17 protein-coding genes are annotated in these 16177 nt (G+C 58.4%); 7 read left to right on the top strand and 10 right to left on the bottom strand.

The window, feature by feature from the left end; all coding sequences use genetic code 11:
* Positions 1-17: 17 nt before the first annotated feature.
* The 4 genes from ACQKRQ_RS09545 to ACQKRQ_RS09530 all read right to left on the bottom strand — a co-directional run bounded on the left by ACQKRQ_RS09545 (position 18) and on the right by ACQKRQ_RS09530 (position 4454).
* Positions 18-1268, bottom strand: coding sequence for an MFS transporter (locus tag ACQKRQ_RS09545; protein ID WP_427476576.1), 1251 nt, complete (start codon positions 1266-1268; stop codon positions 18-20).
* Between the two features lie 97 nt (positions 1269-1365).
* Positions 1366-2331 (bottom strand): PDR/VanB family oxidoreductase, encoded by a 966-nt coding sequence (locus ACQKRQ_RS09540; RefSeq protein ID WP_427476574.1) that lies wholly within the window; start codon positions 2329-2331, stop codon positions 1366-1368.
* An 11-nt stretch (positions 2332-2342) separates the two neighbouring features.
* A complete protein-coding gene (locus tag ACQKRQ_RS09535; RefSeq protein ID WP_427476572.1) occupies positions 2343-3122 on the bottom strand; it encodes an SDR family NAD(P)-dependent oxidoreductase in 780 nt (259 codons plus the stop codon).
* A 60-nt stretch (positions 3123-3182) separates the two neighbouring features.
* Positions 3183-4454: a Rieske 2Fe-2S domain-containing protein gene (locus tag ACQKRQ_RS09530; RefSeq protein ID WP_408236832.1), complete on the bottom strand. Its 1272-nt coding sequence runs from the start codon at positions 4452-4454 to the stop codon at positions 3183-3185.
* 145 nt (positions 4455-4599) lie between these two features.
* Between ACQKRQ_RS09530 and ACQKRQ_RS09525 the strand changes: the two genes are divergently transcribed.
* On the top strand, positions 4600-5358 hold the full coding sequence (locus ACQKRQ_RS09525) for an IclR family transcriptional regulator (RefSeq protein ID WP_427476571.1): 759 nt from the start codon (positions 4600-4602) through the stop codon (positions 5356-5358).
* Positions 5359-5541: 183 nt separating this feature from the next.
* Here ACQKRQ_RS09525 and ACQKRQ_RS09520 read toward each other — a convergent pair whose 3' ends face one another.
* Positions 5542-6276: an alpha/beta fold hydrolase gene (locus ACQKRQ_RS09520; protein WP_427477162.1), complete on the bottom strand. Its 735-nt coding sequence runs from the start codon at positions 6274-6276 to the stop codon at positions 5542-5544.
* Between the two features lie 487 nt (positions 6277-6763).
* Between ACQKRQ_RS09520 and ACQKRQ_RS09515 the strand changes: the two genes are divergently transcribed.
* Both ACQKRQ_RS09515 and ACQKRQ_RS09510 read left to right on the top strand, forming a co-directional pair.
* Positions 6764-6922 carry a hypothetical protein gene (locus ACQKRQ_RS09515; RefSeq protein ID WP_427476569.1) on the top strand — a complete coding sequence of 53 codons (159 nt, stop codon included), beginning with the start codon at positions 6764-6766 and terminating at the stop codon, positions 6920-6922.
* 584 nt (positions 6923-7506) lie between these two features.
* Complete coding sequence (locus tag ACQKRQ_RS09510) at positions 7507-7671, top strand: hypothetical protein (protein WP_427476567.1); 165 nt, start codon at positions 7507-7509, stop codon at positions 7669-7671.
* 73 nt (positions 7672-7744) lie between these two features.
* Here ACQKRQ_RS09510 and ACQKRQ_RS09505 read toward each other — a convergent pair whose 3' ends face one another.
* The 3 genes from ACQKRQ_RS09505 to ACQKRQ_RS09495 all read right to left on the bottom strand — a co-directional run bounded on the left by ACQKRQ_RS09505 (position 7745) and on the right by ACQKRQ_RS09495 (position 9586).
* Positions 7745-8182: a response regulator gene (locus ACQKRQ_RS09505; RefSeq protein ID WP_427476565.1), complete on the bottom strand. Its 438-nt coding sequence runs from the start codon at positions 8180-8182 to the stop codon at positions 7745-7747.
* Between the two features lie 332 nt (positions 8183-8514).
* Complete coding sequence (locus ACQKRQ_RS09500; protein WP_427476563.1) at positions 8515-8697, bottom strand: hypothetical protein; 183 nt, start codon at positions 8695-8697, stop codon at positions 8515-8517.
* A gap of 160 nt (positions 8698-8857) precedes the next feature.
* Complete coding sequence (locus tag ACQKRQ_RS09495; RefSeq protein WP_427476561.1) at positions 8858-9586, bottom strand: CBS domain-containing protein; 729 nt, start codon at positions 9584-9586, stop codon at positions 8858-8860.
* Positions 9587-10148: 562 nt separating this feature from the next.
* Here ACQKRQ_RS09495 and ACQKRQ_RS09490 point away from each other — a divergent pair.
* The 3 genes from ACQKRQ_RS09490 (at position 10149) to ACQKRQ_RS09480 (ending at position 12381) form a co-directional block, all read left to right on the top strand.
* Positions 10149-10751, top strand: a complete 603-nt coding sequence (locus ACQKRQ_RS09490; RefSeq protein WP_427476559.1) for a copper-binding protein — start codon at positions 10149-10151, stop codon at positions 10749-10751.
* Positions 10752-11995: 1244 nt separating this feature from the next.
* The gene (locus ACQKRQ_RS09485; protein WP_427477181.1) at positions 11996-12250 is read left to right on the top strand and encodes a hypothetical protein; all 255 of its coding nucleotides are present in this window, start codon (positions 11996-11998) and stop codon (positions 12248-12250) included.
* A 23-nt stretch (positions 12251-12273) separates the two neighbouring features.
* Positions 12274-12381, top strand: a complete 108-nt coding sequence (locus ACQKRQ_RS09480; RefSeq protein ID WP_427477160.1) for a hypothetical protein — start codon at positions 12274-12276, stop codon at positions 12379-12381.
* A 288-nt stretch (positions 12382-12669) separates the two neighbouring features.
* On the opposite strand, the gene ACQKRQ_RS09475 is transcribed toward ACQKRQ_RS09480, so the two are convergent.
* Positions 12670-13323: a dienelactone hydrolase family protein gene (locus ACQKRQ_RS09475; protein WP_427476557.1), complete on the bottom strand. Its 654-nt coding sequence runs from the start codon at positions 13321-13323 to the stop codon at positions 12670-12672.
* Between ACQKRQ_RS09475 and ACQKRQ_RS09470 the strand changes: the two genes are divergently transcribed.
* A complete protein-coding gene (locus ACQKRQ_RS09470; protein ID WP_427476555.1) occupies positions 13205-13603 on the top strand; it encodes a cation:proton antiporter in 399 nt (132 codons plus the stop codon). The genes ACQKRQ_RS09475 and ACQKRQ_RS09470 overlap by 119 nt on opposite strands.
* Here the strand turns inward: ACQKRQ_RS09470 and ACQKRQ_RS09465 are convergent.
* On the bottom strand, positions 13600-15960 hold the full coding sequence (locus ACQKRQ_RS09465) for a PAS domain-containing sensor histidine kinase (protein WP_427476553.1): 2361 nt from the start codon (positions 15958-15960) through the stop codon (positions 13600-13602). The two genes, ACQKRQ_RS09470 and ACQKRQ_RS09465, sit on opposite strands and share 4 nt — an antisense overlap.
* Between the last annotated feature and the right edge of the window lie 217 nt (positions 15961-16177).

Below are 16177 nucleotides of genomic sequence, written 5' to 3'. Positions count from 1 at the left end.
ACACCTTGTGTAGCGGTTTAGACCTGGGCGATGCGCTTGCCCACGAACAACATCGCTATCATTCCGACGACTGGCCCGATAGCGAGCGTGAGAACCGCGAGCACGATGGAGTGGGTCCCGCCGTATACATGCCCGACGGCCAAAGGAGACACAGCACTACCCAACTGCCAGATGGCGTTTGTCCAACCGGCGCTCGCTCCTGCCAGACGTTTTCCGGATGCGTCGCTCACCTGAGCCATCAGCACCGGCAGGTAGCCGTATGAGAATGCGCCCAGAACCGGCGCGACGATATAAAACTGTGTGACCGTCGAGCACATCCCGAAAATCACCAGCATGATGGCGAACGCGACGAGGACCAGGATGGACATCAGCCGCCGTGAAATTCCGGGCAGGTCAGAAATCCATCCGAGCGTCGGCTTCGCGATGACAGCGCCGATGCCGAAGGACGCGATGATTGAGCCAGCCACGACTGGGGATATTCCGTATTGCCGCGTCATCAGAGCATTTCCCCAAGCGCCAAATCCAACGGTCGCCCACAGTCCGCCGCACCCAGCAATCGATAGAAAAATCAGGTTGCGATTGCGCAAGAGGCTGAGCATCTCCTTTGCACTGTTCCGTGTCGGGGCTCGCTCGCCTCCTGGACGATTCTTGAGAAACAGAAGGGAGACGATGCCCCAGGCAAATGTGGCAATGCCCAGCATGCGGAAAGCGCTGGACCAACCGTACTGGGCTGAGATTGACGGCACAATTGCGTTCGCGAGCACCACAGCCAGCGATGTCGCCGTCGTGTAGATGCCCATCGCTCGGCCACGGTCTCGTGTGAACCACGCTGGAATCACTTTCATGCCAGCGGAATAATCTGCGCCGGCGGCAAAACCCATTGCCAGTTGAATCAGGATACCTACTGTCAACGACGTCGTCTCACCAAAGCAGAATGTGAAGACGCCCAACGGCAGCAAGGCAAGTGTCATCATGACCCTTCCGCCGAGGACGTCTGTCAGCATGCCGCCGATGATGTTTGCTACAACATACCCTGCGTAGAACGCGGTCACGAAGGCGCCGAGTAGCGAAACCTGGATGCCAAGCGATGAGCCAACGGGCGCTGCGACCGTGCTCCATGCGACGCGGTCAACGTAGCTGAGAAGGAATGCTGCCCACACGATAAATAGAGCAACCCAACGATAAGGGCTTGCCTCCGTTTCACTGGTGTTTGACGCGGCCCAGACCGCGCCCTGGGCGTCACTCGATGACGTCAGATTCTTTTCCACGACTCCTCCAGACGGGCGTGCGTTTGCCGCCCTCTTTTTCTTTCGTTCGACATCCGGCATTCAAAGAACGCAGGGCGTGTATTGCGGGATTGCAGCGTTAAAGGTCCAGCACGAGTCTCCCGGATTTCGAGCGTGAGCAACACGGCAGGAACCGGTCGTTGCGTGCCTGCTCCTCCGGAGACAGGAACAGGTCCCGATGGTCTGGCTCCCCGTCGAGTACGCGTGTGAGACAGGTTCCACAGATGCCCTGCTCGCACGAAACTGGAACATCAATTCCAGCGTCCGCAAGGGCTTGCGTCACTGTGCGGTCGGCGGGAATCGCCACCGTTTTCCCTGTGCGTGCGAGGGACACTTCAAACGTCTCATCGGATGACGTGTCGACGGCGGGGGCCGAAAAGAACTCGTAGTGCAGCCGATTTTCCGGCCAGAGCTCTGCGCGCGCCGCATCCAGCACGGCGTTCATGAAGCCTTGCGGGCCGCAGACGTAAAGGTGCGTACTGGAGCCTGCCTCTTTAAGGAGGCAATCCAGGTTGAGTCGTTGTTGCTCGTTTTCGTCGTCAAAGTGGTACTGCACCCGCGCGGACCAGGATTCGTTCGCAAGTCGCTTTACGAATGCTGCGCGTGAACGTGAGCGCGCACAGTAGTGCAGTTCGAAGTCTCCGCCTGCCCGGTCAAGGTGCTGGGCCATGCAAAGTAGCGGCGTGAGCCCGATGCCCCCGGCTAGCAAGAGATGCGTAGCTGGACCGGGCGCGAGCGCAAAGTGATTCCGAGGCCTGCTAACCCGTAGTTCCGCTCCTTCCTGGACTGCCTCGTGCATGCCTGCGGAACCACCCCGAGACTGAGGCTCACGCAGCACGGCAATCTGGTAACGAGTCCGGTCGTGGGGCGCGCTGCAAAGCGAGTATTGCCGCACATGTCCCGTAGGCAAGTGGACATCAATGTGTGAACCGGCATCGAACGCGGGCAAATCGCGACCGTCGAGGCTCACGAGTTCGAAACTGACGATGCCATCAGCCTCGACATTTCGTCGCGCAACGCGAAGGGTCATTGTGGAATCGTTCATCGCTTTTACCGTCACATAATCGATAGACCGCCGTCGACCATCAGCGTGGTGCCGGTGATAAACGACGCCTCGTCGCTCGCAAGCCAAAGAATTGGCCATGCGACTTCCTCCGGAGATGCCCATCGACCTATCAACGACGTGTCCTGCCTTTGTGTCCTGAGCACCTCGACGCTCTTTCCAGCTGCGTTTGCACGATTGACGTGGAAGTCGGTGAGCGTCGAGCCCGGGCAAATGGCGTTCACGCGGACGCCCTGGTCCGCTTCCTCGAATGCGAGAGTACGCGTCATTGCGAGCATGCCGGCCTTGGTCGCGTCATACAGACCCATGCCTTTGCGACCAGTCACCGCGTAGCAGGACGACACGTTGACGATGCTCCCGGCGCCCGCAGCTCGCAGACACGGCAGCGCGGCCTTGCAGTAATTCGATGTTCCCACCAGATTCACCGACACCATGCTTTGCCATTCTTCCGGCGTCGCATCGGCGAGCGTGCTGTAGTTACGCATCGCGGCATTGTTGACGAGCACGTCAAGTCGGCCGAACGTACGCGTGGCGAGTTCGACCGCTGCAGCCGCCTGGTCAGCGCTGGCGACGTCAGCGACATACGTTTGAACCCTTGCTTCGGAGTTGCGGCTGAGCAGGTCGTCGCGAAGCTTGGCCAGCGCTTGTGCATTCGCGTCCACGAGGACAACTGCTGCGCCTTCGTCGCAGAATATGCGTGCAGTCGCGGCCCCGATGCCACCTCCGCCGCCTGTAATCAGCGCGACCTTCTCTCTAAGTCTTAAACCTTGCATCTGATGCCGGCGTGATGCCGGCCTCCTTTGATAGAGATGAATGACGAACGTTGTGCTCGCTCAGATGGAGTAAATCGGCTGGCCTTTCCCGTCCGCGAGGTGAATAACAGCCCACTCCTGCGGCTTCTGGTCGCGCGGAAGCAATGCGCCCGCAGCGCGCACCCGCTGCTGGTCGGCATCGATAGCGGGAGGTTGGGACTCGTCCGTCAGCGCGGTGGCGGCCTCGTACAGCATGCGTCGAGCCATTACGATGGCGCGGTCCGTCGGAAGCAGTTTCTCCTTGCTGTGGTCCTGGATAGTTCCCATGCTTTCTTGCAACGATGCGTCTTGCATCGCGAAGCCAAAGACGCCCGAGTACGCGCGCTTGTCCTTCTGTGCCTGACGGTCAATGAGGTAGTCGTTGTCTTTGTTGGCCTTCGGACGAAACGTTCCCGGTTCGTATTCGCAGTGAATGCCTTTGCCCGCATTCAGGTCGTTCATTTCTTCCTCGGACAACGGCCGGTCCGGTCGGAAATTGATGCTCCATGACCAGCAGTTGTGGTCGTCAATCGGCACCCAGACGTGGCCTGCCAACGAGTGGTCGCCAAACGGAGGAATCAGCGTGTACCACGGGAAGAGCCACTGGGTGATGCGCCAATAGAACGAGTTCGGCTCGCCATTGCGTCGTCCAAACAGCGTGAGCCCGAACGGCTGCTTCTCGATTTCGAAGATAACGTTGCCGTCGGCCTTGATGTACTCGAGCGCCTTGGTGCCCTGATGCATCGGGTCTTCGTCGACTTCATAACGATGCACGTACGATACGTGGCTCGTGTCGATGCCGCCTTCCATCGCCTGAAGATAGTTCGACTCCTGGAGGCGCTTGGACACAAAAACGTGGTCCGCCGGCAGATTGCACCATTCGAGGTCTGGTGGTGCCGGCTGCTTGTCCTTGGGCCCCATGTAGGCCCAGACAATGCCGGCGCGCTCGATACACGGGTAAGCAGTGATGCTCATGTGTTTGCACGCCTGCGGCGCCGACGGCACTTCCACGCAGTTCCCGTTTCGGTCGAACTTGAGACCGTGATACGAGCACCGGATGCCGTTTTCCTCGTTGCGGCCGAAATACAGCGACACGCCACGATGCGAACAGAACTCGTCAATCAGCGCCGCATTGCCGTCTGAGTCGCGAAACGCGAGCAGCTTTTCGCCGAGGATTTGTACCCGCACGGGCGGACAGTCTGGCTCGGCGACTTCGCTCGCCAGCAGAATCGGCACCCAATAGCGCCGCATCAGGTTGCCCATCGCGGTGCCCGGACCGGTGCGCACCAGCGTTTCTGACATGTTCTTGTCCATGCTCAACTCCAAATCGTCTGTGAGATTGTCCGTCTGATGAGACTGTGATTTCATTCTACGGACAGACAGCGTAAACTTCAAGCATGGAGAGATAGGGGATTTCTCTACAATGACGCAGACGGCAACGCCCAAAGGGATAAGGAAAATGGAAGAAAAGAAGGCGCACGAGAGCGTTCGCGCGGTCGAGCGGGCGTTGGAGATACTTTTGGCGTTCAAAGCTGGGGACAAATCGCTGACGGTTGCTGAACTACTCACTCGAGTGAATCTCAGCCGTCCAACTCTGTATCGGCTACTTAATACGTTGGAGCAGGCAGGGTTTCTTTCCTCGTCGGGTGAACCGCAGCGGTTCCAGCTGGGTAGGTCGGTAGCACAGTTAGCTCACGTTTGGCTGAGTGACAACCGAATCGCGGAGCTCGCTCAACCGGTGCTTCGAAATCTTTGGGAAGCCACGTCGGAGACCGTCGCTCTGTTTGTTCCCGACGACACGTATCGAATTTGCGTCGCCGAGTTAGAGAGCAATCAGCCACTCAGCTTTCGACGTGGCGTCGGCTATCGCGAGAAACTCGTGCGCGGGGCGAGTGGGCGCACGATTCTTTCGCAGATGCGTCTCACGCCAGACGAACTGCGGCGCTATCTTGTTGACCCCGACCAGGATGTGTCGGCGCTAATGAGTGACTTCGAGCACATTCGCACCAAGGGGTTCGGCACGAGTCAACACGAACTGATTGAGGGTGCAGTCGCTGTGGCAGCGCCATTCTTCAATGGCGCGAATCAGGTTGCGGGCTCGCTTTGTATTTTTGGTCCCAGCGTCCGCGTCGACGAGCAGCGTGTTGTTTTTTTTGGCGAGTTGCTCAAGCAGGCGACTGGCAACCTATCGCGACTGCTTGGACAGCATAAACCTTGAACCTGAGATATTCGAACATGGTGTCGACCTCTGAGTGCATGTCTGTGTCGAGTGAAGCTATGCGCCTTTCGCTTAAGTTAAAAGACACTAGACGGTGCCACGCGGACTACTGCTACGAGGCCCACCGACTGCCGGTGGACGCTCCCACTAGACCTCAGTGCCGCAGTCCACGCTACCGTTCCGTCAGTGCGTAAGGAAGGCCAGCACCATGCGATTGCACTTGTCGGCGTGTTCCCACTGCGCCCAGTGCCCGCAACGATTGAAAATATGGAGCTCAGCGTTCGGCATGCTCCATAGCAGCCGCAGACCAACGTCCATTGGGACGAAGCGGTCGTCGCGCCCCCAGACGATTAGAGTCGGCGCCTTCACTTCGGAGAGGCGGTGGCCAACGTCAGGAAACTGCTTGGGATTTGCGGCGGGACTCTTCGTAAAGTTTTCAAGATGCTCTTTCTGCGCGAGCATGTTGCCGAGTCGCGCCTGGAACAGCTCTTCAGTCAAATTGCTCGTGTCGTACACGAAGACGTTCATCATCTTCTTCAGGTTTTCAATCGTCGGCTCACGATACAGACCCCGTAGCAGCTTGATGCCTTCGGTCGGCATCGGAACGAACTGACTCGGCCCAACTGTGCCGCCGCCCATCAGGATGAGCTTGCCCACGCGCGATGGATTGGCCTTCGCGAAGGCGACTGCGCTGCGGCCACCCATCGAATTGCCGATAATGTGTACTGGACCTTGCACGTCGATAGCGTCGGGCAGTCCCTTCAGAACTCGCGCATTCAGAGCAGGGACGCCATCTGGAAGATGGTGGCGAACGCGAAACGACCGAAGCTGGGGACGTCGCTTCGTGTGCCTGCGACGAGCTTTCGGACAGGGCGCCGTTCTTCCACATCCAGAGTGGCAGAACTGTAACGACAGCACGGTTTCCAATGTCTTGCACGACGACGAAACAGCGGTCGTCCCCTTTGCTGTAGAGGAGGTAAAAGCGCCGGTCGAGCGGGAACTCCTCTAGCGACACGCATCGACCTGCGTCCACCATTTCTCGAACAGATTAGCCGACAGAGTTGACCGTTGGCCCATCCGTTCTTTTGCCTGAGGTGCGACCCACGACCGTCGAGGGCTAACCCGTCTCCTGGAAAAATGAATCGTCGCCTCCTATGCGTTGATGGCACTTCAGCGCGAGTTTATTCGGCCCTTGAGTTCGTCGCAACGCGTCTCTATGGCGCTCTGACCACCCGGGCAGGGGACGCGCTGCGCCACTCGGGAGCGACGACCCGAAAGCGGCCTTGGTGTCGGCGGGTTTTTCGCCGAGCGTTCACAGGGTACGTTGCTTTCGCTCCTTGATTCTCGCCAGCACGCCACCTATTGTGGAAAATGCCATAACGGCACAAGACATAAGGAGTACATCATGCCGTCGCCCAGAAAGGCCTCGCCTGCTCACGAGGCTGAAGCTGAGATGTCGAGCAAGAAGAAGGTAGCCTCGCCGGCGAAGGCCGCCGGAAAGGCGCAGGGCGAGAAAAGCCCCCAAATAACCAAGCAGCGCCCCAAGAACAAGTCGAAAGCCTGAAACGGAAACGCCCCGGAAACGGGGCGTTTCAATTTGCTGGCAAAGTCCATGAGTTCGACGTGCAACATAGACTGCGCATGCTGCTGCCGGCAGCATATGGAAGCGTTCCTGGACCAGCATCACGGTCAATGGATGACGCCCTCGGTGCTTGACCGTTACATCGGGCATCAAATAGTTGCAGGGAGGCGAGAAAAGCATCTTCTCCTGGAAAGGAGGCGAACCGACGATGCTGGCTCTCGACCTGAGCGGCAACGAAAAAGCTCTTCAACTGAAGCTCGGCCTCAACTTCAATCTCCGGGCGCCCGCGTCAACGTCGTTTTGCATGGACTAAGAGCTGAGGGGCCCCCACGTCACCCGAAGTAAGAGCTGCATGTCCGACGGCGGCGTCGCCGGGGCACGGGAATTGCGCGAAGCAGGACGCGGGCGCACACCTTCCGGTGCCAGCGAACGCTTCGGCCTCGAGGAGATTTGCCATGAGAGTGATGAAAGGACTTTTGATTGCAGCACTATCTGTCGGTATATCTGGGAGTATCTACGCACAAGGCGCGGGTGGCGGGGCCGCCGGGGGGCAAGGAGGCACGGGGATGAGCAAACCGAACGCTGGTGGTTCGACTGACACGGTGTCGGGTGCGTCGGGGGCGAATAGCATGACACCCTCGGGTACTACTTCGCACAAGAAGATGCATAAGAAGTCCGGCGCCGCCATGCCGGCATCGGCCACCAATCCGGGTTCAGGTGGCAGCGGTTGAAGAACTAATGGAGGTGCGGCTGGCTCTGGCCTCAAGCGCGCTCGCCATTCCTGGACAAATCGAACGAAGAGCGCTACGGCCAACAGCGCGGATTGACAGGCCGCCACCGGGAAGCCGCCCGGTCCTCGGCGCCAGGCCGCGCAGAGACCGCCGCCAGGCGCCCGGCTACAAACGTGTCGACCGTGCGCAGTAGCATGGCGAGGTTTGCGGGCTTGCGAAAAAACGCCGACCAGCAGGGCGGACCGTCGTGGGGTTCGGGCATGGCCGACAGCATGACTATCGGCAGATGAGCAAATGCGGGCTGGCACCTCACGCGCCGACACAATTCATCTCCGTCCATTTCAGGCATCTGCCAGTCGGTGACGATGAGCCGTGGCATTTCGCGCCGGACTTTGTGCAACGCTTCCGCGCCGTTTTGCGCGAGTACGACGTGATACCCGCCGCATTCCAGGGCCAACTGAAGCGCCCAGAGGTTATCGAGGTCGTCGTCGACGAGCAGGACTGTGGACATGGCTTGTGAGCGCGCGTAGGTATCCCCTTGGCTGCCGCAACAGCCGTGCCTCAACGATGCACGTCAGTCGGCGGCGCACGGCGCGACTGATGTACGCCACAACGTCGACGGCGCCCGGCAAAGCCGCTCGCAATTCCGGACAAACGGGGACTCTGAACGTTGGCCCCGGCAACCTCCGAGACCCATTCTGAACCGGAGAAGGATTGACCCCGCGTCGCTTGCAACCCGCCATAAAAGGAGGACCATGCCGAGCCCCGTCCGCCGCTCCCCCGATTGTGCAGCGACGCGCAGCCAGGCGACCGTTTTGGCGCAGCGCCCATCTCTCTCGCCTCTTATTCGGGTGCGTCTTCGTCGCGCATTTCGTCGTGCTGGTCGTCGTCCTCGGACTGTAGGATAGGGGCAGCATTGTCCGGCGTCGCTCGGTCACGGTCGCTGTCTGCGATATCATCCGCGAGCTTGTCCTGGTCATCTTTGCGGCTGACACCGCGTGCCTGTTCCTTTGGATGGTTCGTCATCGCATGCTCCGAAGAGGACAGCAGTAACTCGGTGCGCCACCCGCACGCGATGCTGCAATCAGGGTTGAACGAATTGCGGCCGACAGTCGAACCGTTACGCTGCCAGAAGTGGGTACGGGCTCGCAAGGGAGGGCTTCCGAGCAGCTAATGCCGGTGGCCGTCATTTCGCGGGCAGGTACTCCGCATCCGTCTCTCCGGCGGCCTGTTCCCAAAATTGTGCGTCGCGTCCTTCCGGGGCACCGGCCTGTTCCCACAATGTTCGCGCGCGGGGGCGGATACGGGCGTCGCGTTCGGAAGTGCACTCGAGTTCTTCGACTTGCGCGCCATTTGCATCAGCATGAATGCTCACGACATCGTATCCATTGGCGACCGTGGCCCAGTTCGAGACGTGCTGAGTTTTTTCAAATTGTGCGATGGCCGCTTCCACCGCCTCCTGTTTCGTTCCCTGGGCGACTGAGACGCGCATCAGCTCAGTGTGATGCGGCAGGCCCGCATAATCCAGTACTTCCTTGTAGAAGATGACTTCGTAGGGGCGCCGCTCCGAGGCACCACCCTCCACATCGCTCATGGAAATGATACCGACCAGACGTCCGTCGCCGTCGATGACCGCGAGCCTTTGTACATGTGCCGCCCGCATGGTCAGCACTGCAGATTCGACTGAGTCGTCCTTGCTGCACCGAATTACGTCCAACGACATCACTTCGCTCACTTTCATCCGACTGGGGTCACGGTCATCCGCCACGCCGCGCATCGCGATGTCGCGGTCGGTAATCATTCCCAGAACTTTGCCGTCCTGGCACACGGGAAGACAGCCGATATTGTCCCGCTTGAGCAGACGCGCTGCCGCGGCCAAGGTCTGGTCCGGCTCCAGACAGACCGCCTCTTTCATCCGTTCTCTAACTAGCATGGTATGCCCCTTATTAAGGTCAATTGCGAATAGGTACACGCGCGCAACCACCTCGCGGATTGCGGTAGTGGACACGGGTCTGGCCATTTATCGGATGGCCCCGATGGACGAGTGGCCCCGAGCGAGCCCGGCGCGTGAACGCGCCAGCTCGAATCGAGTCGGGGTGTCAGTTGGAGACGTGCGTGCAGAAACTGGGTTCGCGGTCGGGCAGATTTGCCCGGAGCGTTATCGCCGTCGTCTGGAGACCGGCCTGATAATTAAGCGTACTCCTTATCGAGAGGCAGAAACTACTTATATCTCGGGTGCGCTCTACTGTCCTAACGCTGGGTGACCGCGTTAGTGCGGGCCAGCCATTGCAATGTTCTGTGCGGCTGTGTGCTGCTAGCAGATATCTCTGTTGACGAACAACGACACCCCGAAGGCAGGGAAAATGGGTTCCCCTCGCGTTTGCGGTGCAAGCAGAGGGCCACGGTCCAGTTTATGTTTATGATTGTGACGGTCTGGCGAGTTTTGTATCGTTGGACGTTTTTTTGGGGAGCCAGAAATGCATGGAACCAGAACAGGCGCTGCCCGCTTACACGTCGTTGCTGTTGCTTTCTCGGTCGGCGTGCTGGTAGTTCAATCGGCTGGTGCCCAAGCACCAGGTCCTCGCACAGGACACGCAGCCGGTGTAAAAGCCTTTCGACACATCCAGGCACGCGTCGCCGGGATAGCCCCCTCGCACAACAGCGTGACCTTGCGCGACGCGGGCGGGGAGATGGTCGTGTTTGAAATCAGCCCGGATATCGCCGACGTAAAGACGTTACAAATCGGCGATACGGTCAATATTGCGTATAGAAACGCAATACTGACTCGTATGGACAAGGTGGCATCGAGTGGCATCCGCGAGCGAATCGAAACGGAAGTCATGCAGCCAGCGTCGGATGGAGAAGTCAGTTCTACCCGAAGCGTAGAGTTCGTGGCAACGGTGCTAAAAATCGACCGTAAGAACCGGGAGGTCACACTGCGCGGCCCGACTCAGACACAGGAGTTCGATGTTGCCCCGACGTTATCGCTCGACAGCCTGAAAGTGGGCGATGCCGTTCGCGCAGAATTTATCCCCCCCGTTGCCTCTTCGGTTGTCCGCGTTGGGACTGCTTCTCAGTGAGCAGTGTCGCAAGGCAACTGTCTCTCCGGCAGATTGCCCGGATGGTTCGTTCGGATTAAACGAACTGCGCCGGAACGAAACAAACGGGGGTGACGCGCCCGGACTGGGCATCGTCTGGCGGTTAATAAGCCGCTCAGGAAGTCTATGTGCCTCGGACCAGACACGCAACAACAGCAAAGTCACTGAATCAGTGGCAGCCAAAACGACATCAATCGGGCGCATCGATTTTTTGAGATGACTGTTCGATGCGACAGTCTGAAGAGAATCGCGTGCCGACAAGATGGCGAAGGCTGACCTTGGCGGGATGTGCGGCGGCCAATCGTTTGGCCGGCCCTCGCGGATGTCACTGAGGTCAACAACCGGCTCTATACGTTCTCTCAGACTTTCATCGCCGTTCGGTTGATTGGAATCGCTCGTCGCGAGCAAGATGCATTCCGCGAACGAAGGTGAGCGCCATTCCATACAGCCGCTGCGGGTCCGCGCCCCTCGCTTGGCAACCGGGTGCCACTTCCTTCGAGCACAACGCCTCCATTCACATTGCCGGGTCGGGACACGCCGGGCATACCGGTTGCGCATTGGAGTTGTCCTGCGCCACGACGTCTGCGTCTGGTTGCCGGCGAGGTCAATTCATCACATCAGGGAGATAATCATGAAAGCAATAAGGAAAGCTGCGGTTTGTTCTGCTGTACTTCTCGCCTTGTCTGCTACCGCGTTAGCACAAGGCGCGGGAGGCGCCGGCGGTGGGGGGGCCGGTGGCGGCGGTAGTGGCGGCGGACAGGCGGGCGCTGGTATGAGTACGCCGAACGCTGGCGGGACGACCGGCACGACTTCCAACTCGAAGGGCTCAAAGGAGCCGACCCGCATGCCACAGAATGACCCGCACGCTAAAGGTGCATCAGATACGGCTGCATCGGGCGCGCAATGACGTCAGCTTCGGTAACTGAGGGAGGTAGCCAAGCTCAATTTGCCGATGCACGCTGACGCTGGAATGTCCGGGTCGATAGAGAGCCAAGGTATAACTGAGAATTCACACACCCGGTGAAATCGTCGAGACGTCCGCGATTACTCGGTCGTTCATGACAGGACCGGACACCTTCGAGGTCACCTGCGGTGAGGGCGAGCATATTCCGCCACGCGCAGAGGCAATGGCGTGTATTACGAACTGAAGTACGCCGCAACCCACTCGCACAAGCGACGGCGTTGCGGCCATCGCACTCGTGGAGACCGGCGAAGGTAAGCGGTACATGGATGGCCTTCGCGGCGACCTCGGCCAGTTGTTGAATGACTGGCTAGAAAAGCGCCGGGTCGCGACTCGCGATGCGCACGTCCGGCTGATGTACGGCACAGCTGCGCTGGTAGTTGTTGCAATTCTGGTGTGCTGTTTGCTGGTCTACACACTATTCATCGAGCGACCACACTATTCATCGAGCGACGCGCGTTTGCGAAAATTCATTCCTATTCCACAGCGCTCGACCGGGAGGCCGCGCACGACCCGCTGACTGGCCTTCCGAATCGCCGCCGGTTGCTTGCTGCCATTGACGCGCTGGCAACTCCCTCTGCGGAAGATTTACGGCGAACCGGCCTGCTGTACCTCGACATTGACGGATTCAAAAACGTCAACGATAGATGAAGCCCAAAAGGGTGGTCGGTCGACATACCGCTTTTCAGCGTCCCCAGGGCACGGCCCGTCCAACGTCGTGAGAATGACGCGGTAGACAGAGAGCTTGACGTACTGCGCAGTGGCCGAAATGGATGATGGGAAGCGCGTCTTGCAACTGCCGCTGCTTGCGACTACTCACACGGTCGGCAGGCGCTCAAAGTTGTCAGGATGAGCAAATGGTGCCTGTATCCCGGGTACCTCAAGCTCGTCGAGAAGCACTGCGGACATGCCTTCGCTGAGACTCCGGGAGTGCCCTGCTTACGAAGGGGGCCGTTCAGGTTTGAGGATGCTCATCACAAAGTCGTTGACGGCTTGCCTCGCCGCCCTTGTGGCTTCGTCGTCAAAGGCTACGGTCGGGCCGTATTCGACGCAGGGGTCACTGAGGGCGAACGGTTGTTTCGTTTTGGCATTCATGATTTGTCCGTTCTCCGCTTCCACCAACTGACAGTTCCTTGTCGTTGGCGCCTGCTGAAGCTTCGTCGGTTGCCTGAACGAACGGGAGTCGAACAGGTGTTGTGCCCCTGGGTACTCAGTGAGTTGTACGTTCTTGCCGCTTGCCTTCAATCTTTCGACGTAGGCGCGGCATGCAGCGACTGGCAATAAATCGTCGGCACCTCCGTAGAAGATGCGGACGGGTTCGGTGGTGATATCGGTCTCGTCCCGGAAGGTGACGTCACAACCGGGGTAGAAGGCTATATACCCCGCGAATTCTGCATTCGTAGCCGGACCATGCATGCGCTGCCATCGCTTCAAACTAGCGTAAAGCGCGGCTTTGCCTCCGCGGGAGAAGCCCATGAGCACGACTCTCGTCGGGTCGATTCTAGGGTGCTTTTGCAGTAGTGCGAGCGCGCGGTATGCGTCCTCGGACTGCGCAAGCAAGCCCAGCTCCCCGCGGTTATTGAACAAGTTCACAATGCCGCGACCGGTGTGGGTCGGCGTCGCGATGTACGTTCCAGGGCAACTGCTCAAGAAGACGAATGTAGTTCGGGCCTGGTCGCTTCGCGAGTCTGTGATTCTCGTGTGGGCGGGTATACGCGGAGTCGTCAGTCTCGTGGCCGCACTCGCGGTACCCAATCATTTCCCCGCGCCTGACCTGACTGTCTTCACCTCCTTCGCGCTTATCATTTCCACTTTGGTCATCCAGGGCGGGACGTTATCGTTTTTTATTCGCCTCGCGCCTGATGTTGCTTAAGCTCTGGGGGCTACAGTTTGTGGTTCACTAGCAAGGGAAAAAATTGGTAGCGTTAGAGAAAACGTCGCACCTTGGTCGAGGTTGTTCCTGGCTGTCAGTGTACCGTCATGAGCTTCGACAATTGAGCGTGAAATTGCCAGACCTATACCCATGCCTTTTGCCTTTGAGGTGACAAACGGCTGGAAAAGAGTATCGAGCTCAGCGATACCCTCTCCGTTGTCAGAAATTTCGATTGTAACCACCAGCTCATTTACGACACCGCCGGTGATGCCGACTTTTGGTTTGCGGCCGGTATTTTCTGTGGCTTCAATAGCGTTCGACATCAGGTTGATAAGGACCTGCTGAATTTGTATCCGGTCGACGTCCATGTCTGGAAGATTGTCAGGAAATTCCAGCGTTATGGCGGCGACTCGCATACTAGGGTCTTCTTTCAATAATCTCACTGCGTCCCGGACCATGTCAGGAATACGGCATTGGGCCTTCTTGAGGGTCTCTCGTTTGAACAGGGTACGGATGCTCTGCATCGTTTCGTCGGCGGCATGCCCGTCTCGGAGTATGGCTTCCACGGAAGTGCGCGCCTCATCGAGATTTGGCGGGTTGGCCGCAAGCCAGCGCCGACTTGCGTGAGCATTGGCGATAACGGACGTAAGTGGTTGATTGAGCTCGTGCGCTATCGACGCCGATAGTTCAGCGACCGTTGCAATCTGGGTCGCGCGCGCGAGCTGGGTTTGTACTTTTCGCAAGCTGTCTTCAGCACATTTTTGTTCGTCGATGTCGATGTTCAGTCCGTACCATTGAACGATGTTGCCGTCCGCATCGCGCATCGCTTCGGCGCGTACCTGATACCAGCGGTATTGCGCGTCCTCGCGATGCATATGGCACATACGGAAGACATTGATGTGGTGTTCACCAGTCTGAACATCGTGTGTCCATTTTTGAATGACCCTCTCCCAGTCATCTGGGTGAATCATCTTTTTATACCCGAAGTCACGAGTTTCCGATATGTTCACGCCGACGTCTTCTATCATTCTCCGGTTGAAGTAGGTCGGTTGCCCGTCAGCATCGGTACACCAAATCATCGCTGGGATTGTTTCGGTAATCTCCCGCAGCTGGTGCTCGCGCTGCTGGAGCGCGACTTCTGTTTCTTTCAGGTCGTCAATGTCCGTGCACACGCCATACCAGTGAAGGATTTCACCCGTCTCATCGCGGAAGGGTTCACCGCGGACGAGATACCAGTGTAGTTTCCCGTCAGCTCCCGCAAACTGATAAGTGTCCTGGTAAGATAAGCCCTCGAGAACGCATTGCTGCCAATGTCTGTGGACACGCTCCCGCTCGTCAGGGGCAACGAGACTGAGTAAGGTCTTTCCGTCGATTTCCTCCCCGGTCTTTCCGATGAACGAAAGCATGCGGCGATTCCATCGGTCGATTTCCCCGCCTGGGGTGGCGCGCCAAATCATGGCAGGCATTGCATCTACGAGTCTGCGAAGATATAACTCCTCGCGTCTCAATCGTTCTTCCGCAATTTTGCGCTCGTGAATGTCGGTGAGAAGGCCGTACCAGTTGGTAATGTCGCCTCGGGCGTTACGCATTGCATTCGCCCTGCACTGGAACCATCGATAGGTCCCGTCAGCGGCGCGTAGGCGATGTACCGTATCGTACGTCGTCCCGCTTTTCACCGACTGGTCCCATGTTTCAGTAACTGTCGCGTAGTCATCCGGATGAACGAGGTCAAACCAGCCGTTGTTGGTCAGTTCATGCAGGCTTCTGCCGGTGTAGGCTTCAGCTTGTTTGCTCACATACTCTATTGAACCCGCCGCATCAGTGGTCCATATGAAGCCTGGCACTGCGTCGATGAGCCAGTCGAGTTGCGCTTCACGCTCATGGACGACCTCTTTCGTTTTGTAGTTTTGCCCTTCGCTCCGAAGACGCGACTCCGCAATCTTGCGGTCGTGAATGTCCCAGTTCAGACACACCCAACGAACAAGCGCGCCGTTCATACCTCGGACGGCCCGCCTCCGGCACAGGAACCATCGGTAGGTGCCGTCTGCGTGGCGAATCCGGAGTTCGAGTTCGTCGGGGTCCCGGCCTGCCGACGGCGCCTCCCAGTAATGTTCGTTTGCTGCGACGTCGTCGGGGTGGATGACGTCGTCATAATTAGCGTAATTGTTACTTATCTGGATTCCCGTGTATTCACGGATGCTCTGGGTGAGATATTCGGGCGAGCCGTCAGGGTAAGCAGTCCAAACATGACCAGGGAATAGCGCACTCATCGCTTCGAAGGTTTGATTTCTTTGCCGCAGGAGTCTGATGCCGCGACTGCCGTCGGATATAAAGGGGGTCTTTCCAGCAAGCCTCATGGTCGTCTCCCGATTATTCAAGCAGCCTACGCTCCGGCAGCCATCGCAGTACCGCTACCGGTGCAACGGTGACAATGAACAATTTTTCGGAACTGGAAGCTGCGGAGCATTGATTTCTGGGCGCGATTAGTGCAATCGTCGTCACATTAGGCGCTTGCACCTTGCCGCACAGTCGTTCGAACACTGTTCGTCATGGTGCGGCTATTGGCCATCGCGC

This window comes from Paraburkholderia sp. NPDC080076 (assembly GCF_050281145.1).
Classification (GTDB): domain Bacteria; phylum Pseudomonadota; class Gammaproteobacteria; order Burkholderiales; family Burkholderiaceae; genus Paraburkholderia.
Note: the sequence above shows the minus strand (reverse complement) of the source record. Positions and strands in the feature narration are given on the sequence as shown.

What these genes read in the sequence shown, in the direction of transcription:
- ACQKRQ_RS09510 (WP_427476567.1), top strand. Translation starts at nt 7,507, where the DNA reads ATGAGCAAACCGAACGCTGGTGGTTCGACTGACACGGTGTCGGGTGCG.
- ACQKRQ_RS09530 (WP_408236832.1), bottom strand. Translation starts at nt 4,454, where the DNA reads ATGGACAAGAACATGTCAGAAACGCTGGTGCGCACCGGTCCGGGCACC.
- ACQKRQ_RS09500 (WP_427476563.1), bottom strand. Translation starts at nt 8,697, where the DNA reads ATGACGAACCATCCAAAGGAACAGGCACGCGGTGTCAGCCGCAAAGAT.
- ACQKRQ_RS09485 (WP_427477181.1), top strand. Translation starts at nt 11,996, where the DNA reads ATGGATGGCCTTCGCGGCGACCTCGGCCAGTTGTTGAATGACTGGCTA.
- ACQKRQ_RS09525 (WP_427476571.1), top strand. Translation starts at nt 4,600, where the DNA reads ATGGAAGAAAAGAAGGCGCACGAGAGCGTTCGCGCGGTCGAGCGGGCG.
- ACQKRQ_RS09505 (WP_427476565.1), bottom strand. Translation starts at nt 8,182, where the DNA reads ATGTCCACAGTCCTGCTCGTCGACGACGACCTCGATAACCTCTGGGCG.
- ACQKRQ_RS09495 (WP_427476561.1), bottom strand. Translation starts at nt 9,586, where the DNA reads ATGAAAGAGGCGGTCTGTCTGGAGCCGGACCAGACCTTGGCCGCGGCA.
- ACQKRQ_RS09490 (WP_427476559.1), top strand. Translation starts at nt 10,149, where the DNA reads ATGCATGGAACCAGAACAGGCGCTGCCCGCTTACACGTCGTTGCTGTT.
- ACQKRQ_RS09540 (WP_427476574.1), bottom strand. Translation starts at nt 2,331, where the DNA reads ATGAACGATTCCACAATGACCCTTCGCGTTGCGCGACGAAATGTCGAG.
- ACQKRQ_RS09535 (WP_427476572.1), bottom strand. Translation starts at nt 3,122, where the DNA reads ATGCAAGGTTTAAGACTTAGAGAGAAGGTCGCGCTGATTACAGGCGGC.
- ACQKRQ_RS09470 (WP_427476555.1), top strand. Translation starts at nt 13,205, where the DNA reads ATGAGCACGACTCTCGTCGGGTCGATTCTAGGGTGCTTTTGCAGTAGT.
- ACQKRQ_RS09515 (WP_427476569.1), top strand. Translation starts at nt 6,764, where the DNA reads ATGCCGTCGCCCAGAAAGGCCTCGCCTGCTCACGAGGCTGAAGCTGAG.
- ACQKRQ_RS09465 (WP_427476553.1), bottom strand. Translation starts at nt 15,960, where the DNA reads ATGAGGCTTGCTGGAAAGACCCCCTTTATATCCGACGGCAGTCGCGGC.